Source organism: Polynucleobacter sp. TUM22923, from assembly GCF_030295705.1.
In the GTDB taxonomy this organism is placed as follows: Bacteria; Pseudomonadota; Gammaproteobacteria; order Burkholderiales; family Burkholderiaceae; genus Polynucleobacter.
This window is the reverse complement of the sequence record NZ_AP027274.1, coordinates 904,510-924,302: the sequence shown is the minus strand read 5'-3', so window position 1 is coordinate 924,302 and position 19,793 is coordinate 904,510. Positions and strand designations below refer to the sequence as shown.

At 45.0% G+C, this 19,793-nt stretch carries 21 protein-coding genes and 1 pseudogene; 12 read left to right on the top strand and 10 right to left on the bottom strand.

Features of this window, described 5'->3' with window-relative positions; all coding sequences use genetic code 11:
* Nucleotides 1-9: 9 nt before the first annotated feature.
* The 8 genes and pseudogenes from QUD86_RS04750 to QUD86_RS04715 form a co-directional block, all read right to left on the bottom strand.
* Entirely contained in the window at nucleotides 10-1,851 is a 1,842-nt protein-coding gene (locus QUD86_RS04750; protein WP_286298543.1) for a bifunctional chorismate-binding protein/class IV aminotransferase, read from the bottom strand.
* A 27-nt stretch (nucleotides 1,852-1,878) separates the two neighbouring features.
* Nucleotides 1,879-2,454 (bottom strand): peptidylprolyl isomerase, encoded by a 576-nt coding sequence (locus tag QUD86_RS04745; RefSeq protein ID WP_286298539.1) that lies wholly within the window; start codon nucleotides 2,452-2,454, stop codon nucleotides 1,879-1,881.
* A gap of 50 nt (nucleotides 2,455-2,504) precedes the next feature.
* Nucleotides 2,505-3,146: a 2-hydroxychromene-2-carboxylate isomerase gene (locus QUD86_RS04740; RefSeq protein WP_286298536.1), complete on the bottom strand. Its 642-nt coding sequence runs from the start codon at nucleotides 3,144-3,146 to the stop codon at nucleotides 2,505-2,507.
* Nucleotides 3,143-4,456 (bottom strand): replication-associated recombination protein A, encoded by a 1,314-nt coding sequence (locus QUD86_RS04735; RefSeq protein ID WP_286298534.1) that lies wholly within the window; start codon nucleotides 4,454-4,456, stop codon nucleotides 3,143-3,145. The genes QUD86_RS04740 and QUD86_RS04735 overlap by 4 nt, the downstream gene beginning before the upstream one ends.
* A gap of 81 nt (nucleotides 4,457-4,537) precedes the next feature.
* Nucleotides 4,538-5,017, bottom strand: coding sequence for a DUF3429 domain-containing protein (locus tag QUD86_RS04730; protein WP_286298532.1), 480 nt, complete (start codon nucleotides 5,015-5,017; stop codon nucleotides 4,538-4,540).
* A gap of 54 nt (nucleotides 5,018-5,071) precedes the next feature.
* A complete protein-coding gene (locus tag QUD86_RS04725; RefSeq protein ID WP_286298530.1) occupies nucleotides 5,072-5,929 on the bottom strand; it encodes a 3-hydroxybutyryl-CoA dehydrogenase in 858 nt (285 codons plus the stop codon).
* A gap of 1 nt (nucleotide 5,930) precedes the next feature.
* A pseudogene (locus QUD86_RS04720) lies at nucleotides 5,931-6,638 on the bottom strand (glutathione binding-like protein).
* A gap of 59 nt (nucleotides 6,639-6,697) precedes the next feature.
* Nucleotides 6,698-7,900 (bottom strand): methionine aminotransferase, encoded by a 1,203-nt coding sequence (locus QUD86_RS04715; protein ID WP_286298529.1) that lies wholly within the window; start codon nucleotides 7,898-7,900, stop codon nucleotides 6,698-6,700.
* Between the two features lie 68 nt (nucleotides 7,901-7,968).
* On the opposite strand from QUD86_RS04715, the gene yaaA reads away from it, so the two are divergent.
* Both yaaA and QUD86_RS04705 read left to right on the top strand, forming a co-directional pair.
* Nucleotides 7,969-8,745, top strand: a complete 777-nt coding sequence (yaaA, locus tag QUD86_RS04710) for a peroxide stress protein YaaA (protein ID WP_286298528.1) — start codon at nucleotides 7,969-7,971, stop codon at nucleotides 8,743-8,745.
* Between the two features lie 9 nt (nucleotides 8,746-8,754).
* Nucleotides 8,755-9,966 (top strand): DUF2863 family protein, encoded by a 1,212-nt coding sequence (locus QUD86_RS04705; protein ID WP_286298527.1) that lies wholly within the window; start codon nucleotides 8,755-8,757, stop codon nucleotides 9,964-9,966.
* 128 nt (nucleotides 9,967-10,094) lie between these two features.
* On the opposite strand, the gene QUD86_RS04700 is transcribed toward QUD86_RS04705, so the two are convergent.
* On the bottom strand, nucleotides 10,095-10,463 hold the full coding sequence (locus QUD86_RS04700) for a hypothetical protein (RefSeq protein ID WP_286298525.1): 369 nt from the start codon (nucleotides 10,461-10,463) through the stop codon (nucleotides 10,095-10,097).
* A gap of 8 nt (nucleotides 10,464-10,471) precedes the next feature.
* Nucleotides 10,472-11,461, bottom strand: a complete 990-nt coding sequence (locus QUD86_RS04695) for a malate dehydrogenase (RefSeq protein WP_286298523.1) — start codon at nucleotides 11,459-11,461, stop codon at nucleotides 10,472-10,474.
* A gap of 154 nt (nucleotides 11,462-11,615) precedes the next feature.
* Here QUD86_RS04695 and QUD86_RS04690 point away from each other — a divergent pair, with 154 nt between their 5' ends.
* The 10 genes from QUD86_RS04690 to leuD all read left to right on the top strand — a co-directional run bounded on the left by QUD86_RS04690 (nucleotide 11,616) and on the right by leuD (nucleotide 19,774).
* On the top strand, nucleotides 11,616-12,353 hold the full coding sequence (locus tag QUD86_RS04690) for a GntR family transcriptional regulator (protein ID WP_286298522.1): 738 nt from the start codon (nucleotides 11,616-11,618) through the stop codon (nucleotides 12,351-12,353).
* Nucleotides 12,354-12,494: 141 nt separating this feature from the next.
* Nucleotides 12,495-12,914, top strand: coding sequence for a succinate dehydrogenase, cytochrome b556 subunit (gene sdhC / locus QUD86_RS04685; RefSeq protein WP_286298521.1), 420 nt, complete (start codon nucleotides 12,495-12,497; stop codon nucleotides 12,912-12,914).
* A gap of 25 nt (nucleotides 12,915-12,939) precedes the next feature.
* Nucleotides 12,940-13,305, top strand: coding sequence for a succinate dehydrogenase, hydrophobic membrane anchor protein (gene sdhD / locus QUD86_RS04680; RefSeq protein WP_100378611.1), 366 nt, complete (start codon nucleotides 12,940-12,942; stop codon nucleotides 13,303-13,305).
* Between the two features lie 4 nt (nucleotides 13,306-13,309).
* Nucleotides 13,310-15,088 (top strand): succinate dehydrogenase flavoprotein subunit, encoded by a 1,779-nt coding sequence (gene sdhA / locus QUD86_RS04675; protein ID WP_286298518.1) that lies wholly within the window; start codon nucleotides 13,310-13,312, stop codon nucleotides 15,086-15,088.
* Nucleotides 15,089-15,105: 17 nt separating this feature from the next.
* A complete protein-coding gene (locus QUD86_RS04670) occupies nucleotides 15,106-15,810 on the top strand; it encodes a succinate dehydrogenase iron-sulfur subunit (RefSeq protein ID WP_286298516.1) in 705 nt (234 codons plus the stop codon).
* On the top strand, nucleotides 15,807-16,076 hold the full coding sequence (locus tag QUD86_RS04665) for an FAD assembly factor SdhE (protein ID WP_286298514.1): 270 nt from the start codon (nucleotides 15,807-15,809) through the stop codon (nucleotides 16,074-16,076). The genes QUD86_RS04670 and QUD86_RS04665 overlap by 4 nt, the downstream gene beginning before the upstream one ends.
* A gap of 57 nt (nucleotides 16,077-16,133) precedes the next feature.
* Nucleotides 16,134-17,447 (top strand): citrate synthase, encoded by a 1,314-nt coding sequence (gltA, locus tag QUD86_RS04660; RefSeq protein WP_286298513.1) that lies wholly within the window; start codon nucleotides 16,134-16,136, stop codon nucleotides 17,445-17,447.
* Nucleotides 17,448-17,465: 18 nt separating this feature from the next.
* Entirely contained in the window at nucleotides 17,466-18,875 is a 1,410-nt protein-coding gene (leuC, locus tag QUD86_RS04655) for a 3-isopropylmalate dehydratase large subunit (RefSeq protein ID WP_286298512.1), read from the top strand.
* 9 nt (nucleotides 18,876-18,884) lie between these two features.
* A complete protein-coding gene (locus QUD86_RS04650; RefSeq protein WP_286298510.1) occupies nucleotides 18,885-19,091 on the top strand; it encodes a hypothetical protein in 207 nt (68 codons plus the stop codon).
* Nucleotides 19,092-19,126: 35 nt separating this feature from the next.
* Nucleotides 19,127-19,774, top strand: a complete 648-nt coding sequence (gene leuD, locus QUD86_RS04645) for a 3-isopropylmalate dehydratase small subunit (protein WP_286298508.1) — start codon at nucleotides 19,127-19,129, stop codon at nucleotides 19,772-19,774.
* Nucleotides 19,775-19,793: the final 19 nt, after the last annotated feature.

The window sequence follows — 19,793 nt, the reverse complement described above, 5'->3', positions numbered from 1 at the left end:
GCAGGCTTTCTAAAAATGGGCGGGAATACAACCCCGCAAGGAATTAGTAAGCATAATCCGTTTAGCTTGCATTACGTCTTCAATAGTAATGTTGGCCTCATGGGCATGCCATTGTGGGTCACTTAAGATGATGGAGCGCATTACGCCTGGCAATAAACCAGCGCTTAAAGGCGGGGTAATCCATTGATTACGATCGCTTGATTGGATAAACAGATTTGTGCGGCCACCCTCGGTAACAAAGCCATTTTCATTGGTGAAAAGGGCATCAAAACCCCCTAGACTCTCTGCCTCACGCCAAGCCTCATCGTAAGCAGGGCGATTCGCTACTTTATGTCTAAGTAAAGGATTGCCTGAAAACATAGCAGATTGTGTGGGATCCTTCAGTAGGTCCGCCGCCCAAAATAGTTTGACTGAATTTTCAAGTACTTGTACTTTTTCTGTTCGACATTGAATCATTCCAGTCGTTGCTAGATCCAATCTAAGTCGATATTGCAATTGCGCATCACATTTCACGCAAGCTTCTGCGATTGCTTTTTCAGCTTCTTGCCGCCGAAATGGAATGCCTAGAGCAAATGCAGAGTGGCTTAAGCGATCAAGGTGAGCCAATAGAAATTGCGGTGTTAAGGTTTTAACCAAGATTGTTTCGAATAAGGACACTTCGCTGGGAAGCTTGCTTAGAAAAGCAGATTTAATGTGGCACTCCTCCCATTCATCTTTTGCGTTGGAGTCAATGGTGATGCCCGCACCAACGCCTAAAATCAATGATGCAACATGCGTTTTTTGATCATGATTTATCTCTACTGTGCGAATAGGGACACTAAATGCAAAGTCTCCGCTAGGATCTAGCCAGCCCAAGGCGCCGCAATAGTAGCCACGATCTTCAGCTTCTAACTCTTGAATGATCTCCATGCTGCGCTTTTTAGGGGCGCCAGTAATCGAGCCACAGGGAAATACGGCAGATAGCACATCCTTTAAATGGAGGCCGGGCCTTGCTTGCGCCTGAATGGTTGAGGTCATCTGTAATACGTCACCGTATCTCGCTACTTCAAATAATTGGGGTACGACGACAGTGCCGGGCAAAGCGATTTGACTCAAGTCATTCCGAAGCAGATCCACAATCATCACATTTTCAGCTTGATTTTTTTCATCCTCGGCAAGTTTTTTTGGTGAATTAGTCAGCGCATCTGCTGTACCTTTCATTGGCATCGCTTTAAATGTATCACCTTCGCGCTGAATAAATAACTCAGGTGATTGCGATAAGAGGTATTGATTTCCATTGGCAATATAAGCGCCAAATCTTCCAGGTTGTCGATCACGCAATCTTGCATACAGCGCTAATGGATCACCGTAGCATTGGCCCGTTATTCGATAAGTATGATTAATTTGATAAACATCACCATTGCGAATGTATTCTTGAATAGCCGCAATGTCCGCATTAAATTGGTTTTCATCGATGGACAGTCGGATATTTTCTATGCCCGATATACGAGATTGAGCACTCAGTTTTGCTAGCTCATCACTTACAAGCTGATCCACGGCTGGTTTTGATAATGTTTTAAAGTTTCTAAAAGACCAAGCCTGAATCAACGGATGATTTTCAGAGTGATCTTGTCTTAAGTGAGATGTATGTATTTTCTGAAGAAGTACGCCTAGTTCATAGGCAAAAGCAGCTACGACGTATTGACCTTGATCGAGCGATTCCTGTATTTCTTGAAGACACTGATTAACCGCTAAGATGCTGTCCTCATGATTTGAGCTTAATGCTACGGTCCAGCATCTATCTGCCTCTTGATAAAGTCGGCTAGATGGATTTGCCGAAGTACTCTGGGCGTCATCCAATAGGATCATCATGGGAGTCAAGATGCTGGAGTATTAAACTTATTTCAGAACTGTCGCCGATTCAATTAAAACCGTTTTGCTGGGCACATCAGTCATACGACCCATCCTAGGAGATGATGCAACCATTGTGGGTATTTTGCGAATAGCATCAATCGTTTGAGTGCCGGAAATGACGTTACCAAAAACGGTGTAGCCATTGCCCATCGCATTGGGATAATTGAGGGCTTCATTATCTTTGACGTTGATAAAAAATTGCGCCGTTGCAGAGTCGGGATCTGAAGTGCGCGCCATGGCAATGGTGTAGCTTTGATTTTTTAAGCCATTTTGCGCCTCTGAAGCAACTGGTGCATCGGTTGGTTTTTGAACCAAATCCGGCGTAAATCCACCGCCTTGAATCATAAAGCCATCGATAACGCGATGAAAAATTGTTCCGTTATAAAAACCCTTGTTGACATAATTTAGAAAATTGGCAGAGGTCTTTGGCGCTTTAATTGAATCGAGCTCAACAACAAAATTACCTGCAGTTGTTTTAAATTCTACTTTAGGCCCTGCATAGCTTGCCGTACTAACTAATAGGCTTGAGAGAAAAAGTATGGTGGTAATTAAATTACGCATTTTGAAGATCCTTATAGTTCGATAAAGTGTGAATAAATGCATTGTATTGCTCAAAGGCCGCTAGGGATGTTGCAAACACTTTGGTAGGCTGGTTCTTGAAACATATTTGGGCGATTTAAATACTCTAGCGCCCAATCAATCGTATCTAATCCCCAAAAACAATGCCCATTGAAAACTAGTGCGGGGACACCAAATGCACCATTGCACCTTGCCTGTTCTGTATTCGCCATGAGCTGCGCTTTAATTTGGGGGCTATCTGGTTTTGGGGTAGCGAAATCGATTCCGAGATGTTCGCAAAACTCTGGCCAAGAAAGGTTGGGATCTTTCCCCAAAACCCAGACATACTCAAACGCTTTTTCAACCATTGACCAGTTTGCGCCTAGCTGGGTCAACAGTCTTTGTGCCGCAACAGTTTGAAATGGATGATGCTCAGGAAATTGGAGTGGTATACCCAATTTCTCAGCGAGCCAAATACAGTGTTGATAGGTATGCGGACGTTTCGCGGCTACTTCACCGGGGCCCCTATTATCAGTTGCTCTCAGTAAGCCACCCAGCAAAATAGGAATAGGCTCTATTGCTAGTCGCTCTTCTAATCGACGGCGCTGATGAATATAAAGGTATGTATAAGGAGAAATAATGTCGTAATAGAAGACCGCTTTAATTATTTCATTTACGTCTTTAGTAGGCATCATTTTTTTTGAGACTCCAGATCTAACTTACGTAAATGTGCCATCTTCTCTGAAATTTGAGCTTCCAAGCCTCGATCAACGGGTTCGTACCAACGAGGCTCTAGCATTCCCTCTGGCAGGTAGGACTCTCCCGCCGCATAGGCTTGCGGCTCATCATGGGCATAGCGATACTCTTTGCCATGCCCCAATTCCTGCATCAGCTTAGTGGGTGCATTTCGTAGGTGATTGGGTACAGCCTTACTTTGATCATTCCTTACGTAGTCGCGTGCTGCGTTAAAAGCTTTATAACTAGCATTACTTTTTGCAGCAATAGCCAGGTAAACCACTGCCTGCCCTAATGCTAATTCTCCCTCGGGTGAGCCTAAGCGTTCAAAAGTTTGGGCTGCATCATTGGCTAGTTGCATTGCTCTAGGATCTGCTAAACCAATATCTTCCCAAGCCATTCGAATAACTCTTCTGGCGAGGTAGCGTGGATCAGCGCCACCATCAAGCATTCGGCAGAACCAATATAACGCTGCGTCTGGATGGGAGCCGCGAACAGACTTATGTAGCGCAGAAATTTGGTCATAAAATTGATCGCCGCCTTTATCAAACCGTCGCGCTTGGGTACTCAAGGCATTCTCAATAAACGATTGATCAATTTTCTGAATTTCAGAGCTTGGTGTTGTTATGGCATTTCGGACTTGCTCTACTAAGTTGAGTAGGCGACGCGCATCTCCATCCGCATGGTGGATGAGGGTATCAATGGCTGCACTTTCAAATGTCATATCGGGCATTAAAAAATGGTGTGCCCGATCAAATAATTGCTTTAGTTCGTCAGTGTTAAGTGATTTCAGAACATACACTTGAGCTCGCGAGAGCAGAGCTGAGTTCACCTCAAATGAAGGATTCTCTGTTGTGGCGCCAATAAAGGTAAAAAGGCCTGATTCAACATGGGGCAGTAAGGCATCTTGTTGACTTTTATTAAAGCGATGTATTTCATCAACAAATAAGATTGTTTGTTTGCCATACTGAGAAAAGTTTTGCTGGGCCAGCTCAATCGATTCACGTATTTCTTTTACGCCAGCAAGCACTGCAGAAATAGCAATAAACTCGCGATTAAATGCGTGGGCTGATAGTCTGGCTAAAGTTGTTTTACCTACTCCTGGGGGCCCCCATAAAATCATCGAATGGGGTTTACCAGAAGCGAAGGCAAGATTTAATGGTTTTCCTGCAGCCAACAAATGTGTTTGGCCGATGACTTCTTCAATTCGCTTAGGGCGCAATACTTCGGCTAATGGCGGTGGGGGCACTTGGTCAAATAAATTCGCCATATATTTTGTTATCGCTTTAACGTAGGTATAAGCGTAAGCATAAGCATAAGCATAAGCATAAGAATTGACGTAAGCATCAAGTTAGTTTTGAATAAATAGAATGACGATTGAAGCCCACGCCAAGCAACCAGCGGCAACGATGGTTAAGCGGTTTCGTAAGGTAATAAAAGCATCTAAAGCTTCAGCATTGTCAAAGTAATATCGATAGGTATTTATGTCAATGTTGCGTTGAATAACCAGCGTGGAGGCCAGTATGAGTAGGGCGACCGGTATATAAATATGTAGTGCCAACCAGGCAACGAGGGCCGGTGTTATGCCCCATATCCAGGCATTTCGATCTATCCATCGGTCACCAGTAGGAGCCTTACCTAAATTATGTAAATTAGCACCCCAATGTAAAGCGCCCATAAATGCAGTAATGACAGCCCCATATCCGGCAAGCGATTCAGCGCCGAGATAATTGAGGGGGGTTGGCCCAAGTTGCACTGTCAGAGCTAGGGCTACGAAAGGGATCAGGCCTGCATAGGCTAAGCGACGAACTAAAGGGGGTAACGGATTCACAAAATTTCTTTTTAATATTGGCGTGACGGTAAAAAACAATAAATGCTGCTAGACCTAGTGTGTTTCATATTGGAATACGCCACGACCAGTCTTTCGACCCAGGTAACCAGCGTCAACCATTTCGCGTAGTAGAGGGCACGGACGATATTTAGAGTCGCTAAAGTTTTCAAAATACACTTCCATCACCGCTAGGCAGGTGTCTAAACCAATCAAATCAGCCAGCGCTAAGGGGCCAATAGGTTGATTGCAACCCAACTTCATACCGGCATCAATATCTTCTGGGCTTGCCAGACCTTCATGAAGAACAAAAAAGGCTTCATTGATCATTGGCAGCAAAATACGGTTCACTACAAAGCCTGGCGAATTTTTGACGGTAATAGGCTCTTTGCCAATATGTTTAGCCATCTCAATAATGGCTGCATGGGTAGCATCACTGGTTTGTAAGCCTCGAATCACTTCTACTAAGGCCATCATCGGAGGTGGATTAAAAAAGTGCATGCCGATAAAGCGCTCTGGATGAGAATCTAGGGCCGCAAGCTTGGTAATGGATAGCGAGGAAGTGTTGGTCGCGATAATGGTTTCTGTAGATACAAGCGCATCTATCTGCTTCAATATTTTTTCTTTAATTGCCTGATTTTCAGTCGCCGCTTCAATCACCAGTTGCAAACCCTTGAGATCGTTATACGAGATGCTAGTTTTTATCTGCTTTAGAGCTAGATCTTTGGCTTGAATTGATAAAGTTTCTTTTTTAACGAGTCGATCAAGGCTTTTGTGAATCTGCGCCATACCGCGCTCTAGGGCAGCATCATTGATGTCTACCATCGTCACATTGAGTCCGGCTAATGCGCAGACTTGTGCAATGCCATTGCCCATGGTTCCAGCACCAACTACACCAACGGATTGAATCTTCATGCTATTTCCTTTTTTGATACTGGGTTGATCCAAATAATTGCTCTCTAGCCTTAGCGTCATGCAAAGGTTTACGTAAAGCTGTTAATACTTCGACCCCACGTTTTACTGCGGGCCGTGCGCTAATCATCTCAAACCAACGCTTGAAGTGTGGGTAGTCATTGATATCGACGCCTTGGTTCTTCTAATTACGGGTCCATGGAAAGATGGCAATATCCGCAATTGAGTAGGATTTCCCGGCGATATAAGGGTGATCTTTTAATTGGTGATCAATGACGCTATAAAGCCGTTTGGCTTCGTTAGTGTAGCGATTGATTGCGTATTCTATTTTTTCAGGGGCATACAGCCTAAAGTGGTGATTCTGACCCAGCATTGGACCTAAGCCCCCCATTTGAAACATGAGCCATTGCAGTACTTCATATTTTGCACGCGTACTTTTGGGTAAAAACTTTCCAGTCTTAGAAGCCAAATACAACAAAATGGCGCCTGATTCAAAAATATGGATTGGCTTACCATCAGGGCCAACAGGGTCGCTTATTGCGGGGATTTTATTATTAGGGCTGATCTTAAGAAACTCAGAATTAAATTGGTCGCCTGCGCCAATATCAATCGGATGGGCAAGCCAATCTTTGCCTAACTTGTAGCCACATTCCTCAAGCATGATGTGTACCTTGTGGCCATTCGGTGTTGGCCAGCTATAAACATCAATGATGTCATTTTCAAGTTTAGTAATCGCCATGATGAAAAGTCCTTTAAGTAGCCATAAAGTGGCTACAGAGTTTGAAGACGTTGTAGGGCGCTGCTAAGCGTTTGCTCTTGTTTTGCAAAACAAAAACGGATTACGCCTGATTCTATGGGCTTGTCATAAAAAGCAGAGACAGGAATAGCAGCTACACCTACTTCTTTAGCCAACCAAGTGCAAAAATCGAATTCTGATAATGTAGATTGCGCTATCTCAAGGCCCGTGTAATCAACACATTGAAAGTAGGTTCCAGGCACAGGCAGTAATTTAAATTTCGTTCTTTTCAAGCCCGCCTGAAAATATGCCCGCTTGGTTTGATAAAAAGCGGCGAGCTCCAAGTAGTGCCTTGCCTCTTTTAGGTAGTTTGATATTCCGTACTGCATGGGCGTATTGACTGTAAAAACATTAAACTGATGAACTTTACGAAACTCTTTCATCATATTGGCAGGCGCCGCAACGTAACCTACTTTCCAGCCTGTCACATGATATGTTTTACCAAAGCTAGAAATTAAAAAGCTGCGCGATGCAAGCGCTGGATGACTGGCAACTGATTGATGACGAAGCCCGTCGTAAACCATGTGTTCATACACCTCATCACTCAACACTAAGACATTGGTATTTTGTAACAATTGAGCCAAACGATCTAGGTCGCCTGCTTGCCACACCATGCCGGTAGGATTGTGTGGCGTGTTGATGATGATCAGTCTAGTCTTGGTGCTGATGGCACTAGCGATTGCTTCCCAGGGAATTGCATAAGAGTCAACTTGATTATGTTGATCTCGATTGGTAATCAAGGAAACAGCTATTGTTACACCTCCGGCCAAATCAATCGACGGGCGATAGCTGTCGTAGGCTGGCTCAATGATGATGACTTCATCGCCAGGACTGACGCACGACAAAATAGCAGTAATGATGCCCTGTGTTCCCCCGGCAGTGACGGTGATTTCTGAATCAGGGTCATAGTGATGACCATAGAGCGTGGAAATTTTGTCCGAGATGCCATGGCGCAATTCAGATATGCCAATCATCGGGGGATATTGATTGTGGTCTAACAGCATCGCCGTATTAACTTCTGTGATCAGGTCACGATCGCAGGGGAAGTCGGGAAATCCTTGGCCTAGGTTGATCGCTTGGTGTTGGCCTGCTAATTCGGACATGACTGTAAAAACAGTAGTTCCTACCTTTGGAAGGCGACTTGGGAATGGGGGTGTCAGAAGGGTGCTTTGATCCATATCAGCGCTTTAGGGCAGTAAAGTTTGGGAATCGCTAGAATGGAAGGAATACATATTGAAATTGTGCCATGCTGATAGTGCTTTCGCCTGCTAAATCCCTAGATTACAAAACACCCGTTAAGGTCAACTCACCAACCTTGCCTGAGTTTGCCTCGGAGTCAGCCAAATTGATTGCTGATTTGAAGCAGCTTTCGCCCCAAGCAGTCGCTCAATTGATGGATTTGTCCGATGCCTTGGCGGCGCTTAATGTAGGTCGGTACCGTGACTGGTCTAAAAAAAGCACAGAAGAAAACAGTAAACCAGCTATTTATGCCTTTAATGGGGATGTTTATGATGGTTTTGATGTCAACAGCTTAGGTGTTAAGGCTATTAACTTCGCTCAAGGCCACCTGCGTATTTTGTCAGGCTTATATGGTGTTTTGAGGCCCTTGGATCTGATGCAGGCTTATCGCTTAGAGATGGGCACCTCATTTAACAATATCAGAGGCAAGGATTTGTATGCCTTCTGGGGGAATAGGGTGACCGATTCCCTGAAAAAAATCCTAGAAACGCAAAAGACCCCAGTTCTTCTGAATTTAGCTTCTGAGGAATACTTTAAAGTAGTCCAGCCCAAGAACTTGAATTGCCCGGTGATTTCACCGGTTTTTCAGGACCAAAAGGATGGTAAGTTTAAGATTATTTCTTTTTATGCCAAGCGTGCTCGAGGCTTGATGGCTCGTTATGTAGTAGAAAATGGCCTTAATGACCCTGCCGATTTGCAGCACTTTAACGTAGATGGCTACCGGTATTTCGCAGCTGAGTCTCGCCCTGATAAACCCCTCTTTAGACGTCCTGAAAAAAAGTAATTTATTCCTATGGCCGTTCACCGCACTAAATCTTCTCAACGCGCATCTCCAGATGTAGAGCGCTTAGTTGCTGATGCTATTTCTTTAGCCGCATCAGGCAGTCAAATAGAGGATCGCTTTTGGGAGGCTCGTTTAGATGTCCGTTTGATGCGACTGCTAAAAAGTCAAAATCAAAATGTGATTGATGCGGCTTTAGATCAAACCTTCAGAATTAATACGCTGGCATTTGAGGTCCTTGCAGACTGCGCAGAAACCCTAGCGGAGTCTTTGGTGCTGGAGCATGAAGGTGAACCCTGGGATGTGTTGCTTTTGGCTTTGCCTATTATTGCGCACACTCGTTATCAAATTCCTTCGGGCGCTTTGTCCGCTAGTGCAGTGGAATCAACGGCGGCAGCATTGCATCAGGCCATTGCTTCGACCGATACCCGCCTCGCAATTATTCCTTGGCTTTATAGCATCGACCAAATGCCCCATTCGCATTGCCAAACTCGCTTGTTGACTGAGGCACTAGCCACCGCAGCCATTACTGCAAGTGAAATTAAATTAGAGTTACGAGAGATGTCAGAGACCATTGCGGTATTGGCTGATCCTCGTTTTATTATTGCGGCGATTGCCGCCCCATCGGGAACCCCACTTTTTCGTTGGCAAGCAGAACCTCCGATTCGACAGGAGCGGGGTGTGAGTTTGACAGGGTGGCAAAACGCAATGCGTGATCCAGTTGCGGCGCTTTTGCCCGGGTGTGAGTTTGAGCTCTTATTGCCAGAAGCGTATTTTACAAATTGTCGTTTAGCTGACAAACAAGTCAGGCCGCTGAGTATGAAGGCTGCGGTTAATTTCTTAGAGAGCACCCTTGGCGTTTTACCTGCAGGCTTATCTTGTGTTGTGGGTGCGTTTGGCGAAGAGCAGGCAGATGAATACCGAATTTCTTTTAGTGTGAAAGGTTCTGCCGAAGTGGTTTATGGAGTCATCTGGCCCCTTTATGATCGTGAGAGTGTCAGCAACGATGCACTCAATGATTTGTCAGATGATGATTGCCCCATGAAGCGCATTACCGATGCGCTGCGCGATGCCGGGGTAGAGGATGTATTCCGTCATGCCATGCTCTTTGATCCAGAGCTTTGTGACGACTGCGGTGCGCCTTTATTTCCAGATCGATCTGGTGAAGCAGTACATGCTGAGTTGCCAGATGATGCTCCAACACAGCAGCCCTTATTTCACTAAAAAGAGCAACGCAATCTTTAGCTACTAAATGATTGCTGGTAAAGAAAAAAGCCGAGGGTTACTCGGCTTTTTTACATTGTATTTACAGCTTAAATCTACAGCTTAAATCAACAGCTTTAACCTATCTACTAGTTCTGTACAAATGGTTCCGCACCGGCAAACAAGTGAGGCAGTTTGCCTGTTTTCATTTCAGCGGTTTGACAAAAATCAGCCATACGAGTTCCGGATTTGATATTGAAAAGCATTGCCTTATTTCCCAGAACAACTAAATCATGTCCGGTAGCGGCATTTTTATATCGCAAGCTTCCAGGTAATGAAGTTTCTCGTTTCAGGTCAAATGTTTTGGATTCCCAAGTCAAGCGAATTAGTTCAGTTGTACCTGTAGTTTTAAATTGCTTATTGTCGCTACAAGTCCAAGCTGAAACTTCCTCGCTGGCATAGGCCAGGTTTGAAAGCGTCGCTAAGGCTAGACTGGTGATTACGAGAAACTGTTTCATATTGAGCCTTAAGAAAGTAAGTGTTTGACGCCGGCTTGCTCTTCAAGTAACTCATTCAGTGTATGGTCCATGCGTTCACGAGAAAAAGCATCGATTTCCAAGCCTTCAACCATCTTGTATTCACCATTCTCACAAATTACCGGGAAGCCATAAATCACTTCTGCTGGGATGCCATACTCGCCTTTTGATGGAATGCCCATAGTGACCCATTTACCGTTTGTGCCCAAGACCCAGTCATGGATGTGATCGATTGCAGCATTGGCTGCAGAGGCTGCTGACGAAAGACCACGCGCATCAATAATAGCCGCGCCACGCTTACCTACGGTAGGAATAAAGGTGTCTTTATTCCAATCTGCATCATTAATCAATTCCTTTACAGATTGCCCATTAATTGTGGCAAAACGGTAATCGGGATACATCGTTGGGCTGTGGTTGCCCCATACGATTAACTTTTCAATTTCAGCGACAGGCTTGTTTAGTTTGTTAGCTAGTTGTGAAAGTGCGCGATTGTGGTCAAGTCGCAACATTGCTGTGAAATTCTTTGCAGGAATATCCGGGGCTGATTTCATAGCAATGTAAGCATTGGTATTGGCAGGATTGCCCACTACTAAAACTTTAACGGTACGCTTGGCTACTGCGTTGAGCGCCTTGCCTTGGGCTGTGAAAATTTGTGCATTGGCTGAGAGTAGGTCTTTGCGTTCCATCCCCGGGCCACGAGGACGTGCCCCCACTAAAAGTGCAACATCAATGTCTTTGAACGCTGTCATTGGATCTGAGTGTGCGGTCATTCCTGCAAGCAGAGGAAAAGCACAGTCTTCTAGCTCCATCATGACGCCGCCTAGGGCTTTTTGAGCCTTCTCATCTGGTATTTCTAGTAACTGGAGGATTACGGGCTGATCTTTGCCCAGCAAATCGCCATTAGCGATGCGAAAAAGTAGGGAATATCCGATTTGACCGGCTGCACCGGTAACGGCGACACGCATTGGGGCTTTTGGCATTGCTGATAACTCCAGTTAAGGTTAATGATTCAAAATTTTTTCTATTATCCATTCAAGTGTAGGTAGTTTCCATTTACACTGTCAATCATGTCTTATATAAGATATAAAATAAGATTAAGCAATTTTATCCAATATCAGCAGTCCTGGAGTTAATTTGTCACTTATCACTGAACCTGTTGCCTCATTTAGTCCGCTCTACGAGCAGATTAAGGCTCTGCTGTTGGCGAGCTTGCAGGCTTCTGAGTGGTTACCAGGAACGCCCATTCCCAGTGAAATGGAGCTAGCAGCTCGATACGCCGTTAGTCAGGGAACCGTGCGCAAGGCAATCGATGAGCTTTCTGCCCAGAATCTTTTGGTACGACGTCAGGGCAAGGGTACTTTTGTTGCAACCCATCAGGAGGAGGGGGGTCAGTATCGCTTCCTCAGTCTAGAGCCTGACTCTGGCCAACCTTTTCACCTTAAAAATCAATTCCTGGCTTGTGAAACCCTACATTCGGACGCTTATATCGCGGATTTACTTGAAATTAGCGCTGGTGATCTCATCATTCGAATTGAGCGTGTGCAATGTATTTCTGGAAGGCCGACTGTTTTTGAGGAAATTTGGCTTCCGGAGGAGGTCTTTCGCGGATTGAGTCTTGAGTCTCTTAATGCATGGTCGGGTCCTGTTTACGCTCTTTATGAGGCCAAATATTCCACGCACATGGTCCGCGCCGAAGAAAAAATCAAGGCAGTCTTGGCTGATGTAGCGATTTCTACCCACCTGCAGCTTCCAGTTGGATCCCCCTTATTGTCCGTGGAGCGGGTCGCTTTTACTTATGGTGATAAGCCGGTAGAAATTCGAAGGGCTCGTTATGACACTTCTGAGCAGCACTACGGCAATAAATTAAACTAACGATTACACTATGAGCATGCTTAAAACCCGCTTTAGCCCCTTGAATCGCCAAATTACCTTTATTTAAAGAATATTTCCAATAGAATATATTGCAACACAACAAACTATCCTCAAACTGCCTACTAAATATCGAGATTGCCCATGGTTGATGCACAGCAAGACGTTAAGAAAGCCAAACCCGTTTATCGGAATATCGGCTTAGCCCAACTAATTAAATATCGCCTCCCTTGGGCTGGAAAAGTGTCTATCCTCCACCGGATAAGTGGTGCTGCTCTGTTTTTGATGCTGCCATTTATCTTGTATCTTTTTGATCAAAGCCTTGCTTCTGAGATGAGCTATGCAAAGTTTCAGATGCTCACAGGTCATATTTTGGTGAAGTTGATTGCGCTTGGCTTGATTTGGGCCTTCCTGCACCATTTTTGTGCAGGAATTCGCTATCTCTTGCTAGATCTAGATATCGGCGTTGAAAAAGTGGACGCTAATCGTTCCGCCATTATCGTATTTTGTTTGGGCCTTTTATTGACCGCATTGGTCGGCCTTAAATTATTCGACCTGTACTAAACACTGCTTCGTTAAGGAAATATAAATGCCTATTTATCAAATCGGACCAAAGCGCCTAGTCGTTGGAGCGCATTACGGTCTCAAAGAATGGATTATTCAGCGCATTACTGCGGTTGTGATGGTAGTTTTCACCATCGTTTTACTGGTGGACTATTGCATCACTGGTAGTGCAACCTACGAGGGTTGGGCTGGTTTATTTGCCAACCAATTTATGAAGTTGTTGACCTTGCTGGCTTTTATTAGTCTGTTCTATCACGCTTGGATTGGTATTCGAGATATTTGGATGGACTATATCAAGCCATTGAGTGTTCGATTAACGCTTCAGGCCTTAACAATGTTGTATCTCTTGGCTTGTGCAGCCTACGCCATTCAAATTTTGTGGAAAGTGTAATTCGATGACTGCGATTAAAAAAGTATTGCCACGCCGTCGTTTCGACGCGGTGATTATTGGTGCAGGTGGTTCAGGTATGCGCGCTTCCTTGCAATTAGCAGAAGCCGGTCTGAATGTCGCTGTTTTGACTAAAGTATTTCCAACGCGTTCACATACGGTGGCAGCTCAAGGTGGTATCGGTGCCGCTTTAGGAAATATGAGTGAAGATAATTGGCACTATCATTTTTATGACACGATTAAGGGTTCTGACTGGCTGGGCGACCAAGATGTGATTGAGTTCATGTGTCGTGAAGCCCCTAAGGTGGTTTACGAGCTTGAGCATTATGGAATGCCTTTTGACCGCAATCCAGACGGCACAATTTATCAGCGTCCATTTGGTGGGCACACGGCAAACTATGGTGAAAAAGCTGTGCAGCGCGCTTGTGCTGCAGCTGACCGTACAGGTCATGCCATGTTGCATACCCTCTATCAACGTAACGTACGCGCTAAAACCAACTTTTTTGTTGAGTGGCTAGCACTTGACCTGATTCGTGATGATGCTGGTGATGTAGTTGGTGTGACTGCTCTAGAGATGGAAACAGGCGAGATCTATATCTTAGAAGCAAAGGTAGTGATGTTAGCTACTGGTGGTGCCGGCCGTATTTGGGATGCTTCAACCAATGCCTTTATTAATACTGGTGACGGTATGGGTTTGGCAGCACGAGCAGATATTCCATTAGAAGATATGGAGTTCTGGCAATTTCACCCAACGGGCGTTGCTGGTGCAGGTGTACTGCTGACTGAAGGCTGTCGTGGTGAAGGCGCCATTTTGCGTAATAAAGACGGCGAGCGCTTTATGGAGCGATACGCTCCAACATATAAAGATCTAGCACCTCGTGATTTCATTTCACGCTGTATGGACCAAGAGATTAAAGAAGGGCGCGGTTGCGGCCCAAATGGGGACTACGTTGTATTGGATTTGACTCATATTGGCGCAGAAACCATCATGAAGCGACTGCCATCTGTGTATGAGATTGGTATCAACTTTGCTAACGTCGATGTAACCAAAGAACCTATTCCTGTTGTGCCAACTATTCACTATCAGATGGGTGGTATACCAACGAACATCAATGGACAGGTAGTTGTGCCTGGTAACGGTAAGCATAATGAAATCGTGAATGGTTTGTATGCCATCGGCGAGTGTTCCTGTGTTTCTGTTCATGGCGCAAACCGTCTTGGAACCAATTCTCTGCTCGACTTACTCGTGTTTGGTCGTGCAGCAGGCAAGCATATCGTTGCCCTAGATCTGAAGAATCAAGACTTCAAGCCATTACCTGAAAATGCTGGCGAGAAAACGCTTGAGCGAGTAGCGCAGTTAGATAACTCTAGCTCTGGTGAATATGCACAAGATGTTGCTAACGATATTCGTAAGACGATGCAGAAATATGCTGGTGTCTTCCGTAATCAAGAGCTGATGGATGAAGGCGTTCGCCAAATGGCAAAACTAACTGAGCGCGCTAAGCATCTATGGTTAAAGGACAAATCAGCTATCTTTAACACTGCACGTATTGAAGCGCTTGAGGTTGCTAATTTGATAGAGACTGCCAATGCAACGATGATTTCTGCGGCTGCCCGCAAAGAGAGTCGTGGCGCCCATTCTCATGACGATCATCAAGAGCGCGATGATGAACATTGGATGAAGCATACACTTTGGTATAGCCAAGGCAATCGCCTTGACTACAAGCCAGTAGTGCTTAAGCCATTGACCGTTGAGTCCTTCCCACCCAAAGAACGTACTTTCTAAGCGAAGAGAAATAGAAAATGAGTGATATTCGTATATTTGAAATTTACCGCTACGATCCAGACGTCGACGCAGCTCCACGCATGGTGCGTTATGAGTTAGAGCTAACTGGTGAGCGCATGCTATTGGATGCCTTGATTTCCCTAAAGAAACAGGATGAATCAATTACCTATCGCCGCTCATGCCGTGAGGGTGTTTGCGGCTCTGATGCCATGAATATCAACGGCAAGAATGGCCTAGCTTGCTTAACCAATATGTTGACTTTGCCTAAAGTCATCACCTTACGTCCTTTACCTGGCTTGCCAGTAGTGCGTGATTTGATCGTCGACATGACTTTGTTTTTCAAACAATATTTATCTATTAAGCCTTATTTGGTGAACGATAATCCTGCACCAGAAAAAGAGCGTCTCCAGAGCCCTGAAGAGCGTGAAGAGCTGAACGGTTTGTATGAGTGCATTTTGTGCGCTTCTTGCTCTACTGCTTGCCCTTCATTTTGGTGGAATCCAGACAAGTTTGTAGGCCCAGCTGGCTTGCTCCAGGCTTATCGCTTCATTGCGGATAGTCGCGATGAGGATACTGCGCAGCGTCTAGACAACCTAGAAGATCCATATCGTTTATTCCGCTGCCATACGATCATGAATTGCGTGGATGTCTGTCCTAAGCACCTGAATCCAACTAAAGCCATTGGAAAAATCAAAGAACTGATGGTACGAAGAGCGGTATGAACCTGACCACTGCAGCGTTATATCGCTTAAAAAGTGATGCCCGCCGGGGATTGCTTGAGAACGATTTAATCTTGCAGCGTTTTTTTACTCGATATACTGATTCAATAGATGTGGAAACTGGCGCTGTTTTAACTAAGCTATTCGCTCTTGAAGATAACGATCTAATGGATCTATTGATTGGCCGTAAAGATTCCGTAGAGTCACTTGCTACGGAGTCCCAAACAGACATTTTCAAGGCGGTATTGCAGCAACTGCGTGAGAAGTAACTGCGTCAAAAAGTGTATTAATTATTAATTGTTAATTTGAATGACCAAGGATTAGAAATGATTGAATCGGATATCAAGGCAAAATTATCGTTCTCAGATGGTACCCCTGACATTGAGTTGCCAATTTATAAAGGCACGGTCGGCCCAGACGTCATTGATATTCGTAAGCTCTACGGTCAAACTGGTAAGTTCACTTACGATTCTGGTTTTCTGTCGACCGCTTCATGCAATAGTAAGATTACTTACATTGATGGGGACAAGGGCGAGTTGCTCTACCGCGGTTACCCCATTGAAGATTTAGCCCACAACTGTGACTTTTTAGAAGTCTGCTTTTTGCTCATTAATGGTGATTTGCCAAACGCAAAACAGAAAAAAGATTTTGAAGATATGGTCATGCACCACACAATGGTTCATGAGCAGATGCAATTCTTCTTGCGTGGATTCCGTAGAGATGCACATCCAATGTCGGTTTTAACGGGATTGGTTGGTGCTATGGCAGCCTTTTATCATGATGCGATTGACTACAGTCAGCCAAAAGCACGTGAGATTGCGCAGATTCGCTTGATTGCTAAGATGCCAACTTTGGTCGCGATGGCCTATAAGTATTCTGTCGGACAGCCATTTATTTATCCAGATAATTCCCTGTCTTACACTGCTAACTTCATGCGTATGATGTTTGCTACGCCTTGCGAAGATTACAAAATTAACCCTGTATTAGTGCGTGCTTTAGATCGCATCTTCACATTGCATGCAGATCATGAGCAGAATGCCTCCACATCGACAGTGCGTTTATGCGGCTCTTCCGGTACAAATCCATTTGCAGCCATCTCTGCAGGTATTGCTTGTTTATGGGGTCCAGCACACGGCGGCGCCAATGAAGCTTGCTTAGAAATGTTGAATGAAATTCAGGCTAATGGTGGCGTTGACAAGATTGGTGATTTTATTGCCCAGGTCAAGGATAAAAATTCAAGTGTTCGTTTGATGGGTTTTGGTCATCGTGTTTATAAAAACTTTGATCCTCGCGCGAAGTTAATGCGGGAAACTTGTTACGAAGTACTCAAAGAAATGGGTCTTGAGAATGATCCATTATTCAAGTTAGCGATGACTCTTGAGAAAATTGCTTTAGAAGATGAGTATTTCGTAAGCCGCAAACTCTATCCGAACGTTGATTTCTATTCTGGCATTGTTCAGCGTGCGCTAGGCGTTCCTACTGAAATGTTTACTTGCATCTTTGCTTTGGCAAGAACGGTTGGCTGGATTGCGCAGTGGGAAGAAATGATTACAGATTCAGAGTACAAGATTGGTCGTCCGCGCCAGCTGTATGTTGGGGAAACTTCACGAAAAGTGCCCGCCATTACTGCTCGTAAATAGTCGTCATAAAGGATTTTCATGTCGCGCACGCTTTACGATAAGTTATGGGATGACCACGTTGTTTATTCCGAGGGTGATGGCACTGCAACAATCTACATTGATCGTCAACTTCTGCATGAAGTTACGAGCCCCCAAGCCTTTGAGGGTTTAACAATCGCGGGTCGTCCTATTTGGCGGATCTCTGCAAATCTTGCGGTCTCAGATCATAACGTTCCTACGACAGATCGTTCCGAGGGAATTGCAGATCCTATTTCCAAGTTACAAGTCGATACCTTAGACAAAAATTGTGATGCCTTTGGGATCACACAATACAAAATGAACGATGCCCGCCAAGGGATCGTTCACGTCATTGGACCAGAGCAGGGCGCAACCCTTCCTGGAATGACGGTGGTTTGTGGTGATTCTCATACCAGCACTCACGGTGCTTTTGGTGCTCTGGCCTTTGGTATTGGCACCTCTGAGGTTGAGCATGTTTTGGCGACGCAAACTTTACTAATGAAAAAAAGTAAAAATATGCTGGTCAGAATAGATGGCAGATTGCAGCCGGGCTCTACTGCTAAAGATATTGTTCTTGCTGTCATTGGCAAGATTGGTACGGCTGGCGGCACGGGTTACACCATTGAATTTGCTGGTGAGGCTATTCGGAATCTATCAATGGAAGGTCGTATGACCATCTGCAATATGGCTATTGAAGCCGGAGCCCGCGCAGGCTTGATTGCAGTAGATGAAGTGACGATCGAATATATTCAGGGTCGCCCTTACTCGCCACAAGGAGAGTCTTTGCGTCATGCATTGCAGTATTGGCGCACCTTGCACTCTGACGTGGATGCCCAGTTTGATGCAGTTGTTGAGCTGCGCGCCGAAGAAATTGATCCTCAAGTTACCTGGGGTACTTCCCCTGAAATGGTGCTCTCCATTAGTGGCCGTGTACCTGATCCGGAGAAAGAGCGCGATCCTAATAAACGCTCAGCAATGGAAAGAGCGCTTGAATACATGGGCCTCAAGCCTAATACTCCCTTAAGTAATATTGCTGTTGATAAGGTATTCATCGGCTCTTGCACCAATAGTCGCATTGAAGACATCCGAGCAGCTGCCAAGGTTGTCGATCGTTTGGGTAAAAAAGTAGCCGCGAATGTAAAGCTGGCAATGGTTGTTCCAGGCTCTGGTCTTGTAAAGGCGCAGGCTGAGCGTGAGGGCTTGGATCGGGTGTTCAAAGCTGCTGGTTTTGAATGGCGTGAGCCTGGTTGCTCGATGTGTCTAGCGATGAATGCAGACCGGCTTGAACCTGGTGAGCGCTGTGCCTCCACTTCAAATAGAAACTTTGAGGGCCGTCAGGGTAATGGTGGTCGAACCCACTTAGTAAGCCCGGCAATGGCAGCAGCTGCCGCTATTGAAGGTCACTTTGTAGATATACGAAAAATTTCTTAAGGAATAACTATGTCGAAATCACTATCTCTGACGATGATCCAAAAATTAATGATCACCGCTACCGCAGGAATCATCTTGTCTGCCTGCGCAAATACGATGGAGGGGGTTGGAAAGGACCTTCAAACGATGGGTACATCTATGGGTGGAAATACTCAGCCAAATAACAACCAATCCCAAACAAAGGGTAAGGATGTTGTTGTTACGCCCGTTAAGTAAGCATCTGATTGATAGCTAGAAATTAAGTAAAGAGTATGGAAAAATTTACGATATACAAAGGATTGGTTGCCCCACTCAATCGTGAGAATGTGGATACGGATGCAATCATCCCAAAGCAGTTCTTAAAGTCGATTAAGAAGACTGGTTTTGGGCAAAATCTATTTGACGAGTGGCGTTACTTAGATCACGGTGAGCCAGGTCAAGATTGCACCAATCGACCTATTAATCCAGACTTTGTTCTCAATCAACCTCGCTACAAAGGGGCAGGCATTCTATTGGCTCGGAAAAATTTTGGTTGTGGAAGTTCTCGTGAGCATGCTCCGTGGGCCCTGGATCAGTTTGGCTTTAGAGCGATCATTGCACCCAGCTTCGCTGACATTTTCTACAATAATTGCTTTAAAAATGGTCTTTTACCCATAGTGCTGTCTGAGTTACAGGTCGATCATTTATTTAATGAGACATTGGCATTTACTGACTACCAGCTCACAGTTGATCTGCAGAACCAGAGTGTCGTCACCCCCGATGGAACTGCCTATAGCTTTGACGTCGCCCCCTTCAGAAAACACTGCCTTATCAATGGCTTGGACGATATTGGCTTAACTCTGCAACATGCAGATAAAATCAAGGCTTACGAAGCTGAGCGCATTCTTAAGATGCCCTGGCTAACAACACAACTGCCCTAGTTTTATTGAGTTAAGGTTC

Coding starts and splice junctions, on each gene's coding strand:
- QUD86_RS04750 (WP_286298543.1), bottom strand. CDS start 1,851: ATGATGATCCTATTGGATGACGCCCAGAGTACTTCGGCAAATCCATCT.
- QUD86_RS04745 (WP_286298539.1), bottom strand. CDS start 2,454: ATGCGTAATTTAATTACCACCATACTTTTTCTCTCAAGCCTATTAGTT.
- QUD86_RS04740 (WP_286298536.1), bottom strand. CDS start 3,146: ATGATGCCTACTAAAGACGTAAATGAAATAATTAAAGCGGTCTTCTAT.
- QUD86_RS04735 (WP_286298534.1), bottom strand. CDS start 4,456: ATGGCGAATTTATTTGACCAAGTGCCCCCACCGCCATTAGCCGAAGTA.
- QUD86_RS04725 (WP_286298530.1), bottom strand. CDS start 5,929: ATGAAGATTCAATCCGTTGGTGTAGTTGGTGCTGGAACCATGGGCAAT.
- QUD86_RS04715 (WP_286298529.1), bottom strand. CDS start 7,900: ATGGATCAAAGCACCCTTCTGACACCCCCATTCCCAAGTCGCCTTCCA.
- yaaA (WP_286298528.1), top strand. CDS start 7,969: ATGCTGATAGTGCTTTCGCCTGCTAAATCCCTAGATTACAAAACACCC.
- QUD86_RS04705 (WP_286298527.1), top strand. CDS start 8,755: ATGGCCGTTCACCGCACTAAATCTTCTCAACGCGCATCTCCAGATGTA.
- QUD86_RS04700 (WP_286298525.1), bottom strand. CDS start 10,463: ATGAAACAGTTTCTCGTAATCACCAGTCTAGCCTTAGCGACGCTTTCA.
- QUD86_RS04695 (WP_286298523.1), bottom strand. CDS start 11,461: ATGCCAAAAGCCCCAATGCGTGTCGCCGTTACCGGTGCAGCCGGTCAA.
- sdhC (WP_286298521.1), top strand. CDS start 12,495: ATGGTTGATGCACAGCAAGACGTTAAGAAAGCCAAACCCGTTTATCGG.
- sdhD (WP_100378611.1), top strand. CDS start 12,940: ATGCCTATTTATCAAATCGGACCAAAGCGCCTAGTCGTTGGAGCGCAT.
- sdhA (WP_286298518.1), top strand. CDS start 13,310: ATGACTGCGATTAAAAAAGTATTGCCACGCCGTCGTTTCGACGCGGTG.
- QUD86_RS04670 (WP_286298516.1), top strand. CDS start 15,106: ATGAGTGATATTCGTATATTTGAAATTTACCGCTACGATCCAGACGTC.
- QUD86_RS04665 (WP_286298514.1), top strand. CDS start 15,807: ATGAACCTGACCACTGCAGCGTTATATCGCTTAAAAAGTGATGCCCGC.
- gltA (WP_286298513.1), top strand. CDS start 16,134: ATGATTGAATCGGATATCAAGGCAAAATTATCGTTCTCAGATGGTACC.
- leuC (WP_286298512.1), top strand. CDS start 17,466: ATGTCGCGCACGCTTTACGATAAGTTATGGGATGACCACGTTGTTTAT.
- QUD86_RS04650 (WP_286298510.1), top strand. CDS start 18,885: ATGTCGAAATCACTATCTCTGACGATGATCCAAAAATTAATGATCACC.
- leuD (WP_286298508.1), top strand. CDS start 19,127: ATGGAAAAATTTACGATATACAAAGGATTGGTTGCCCCACTCAATCGT.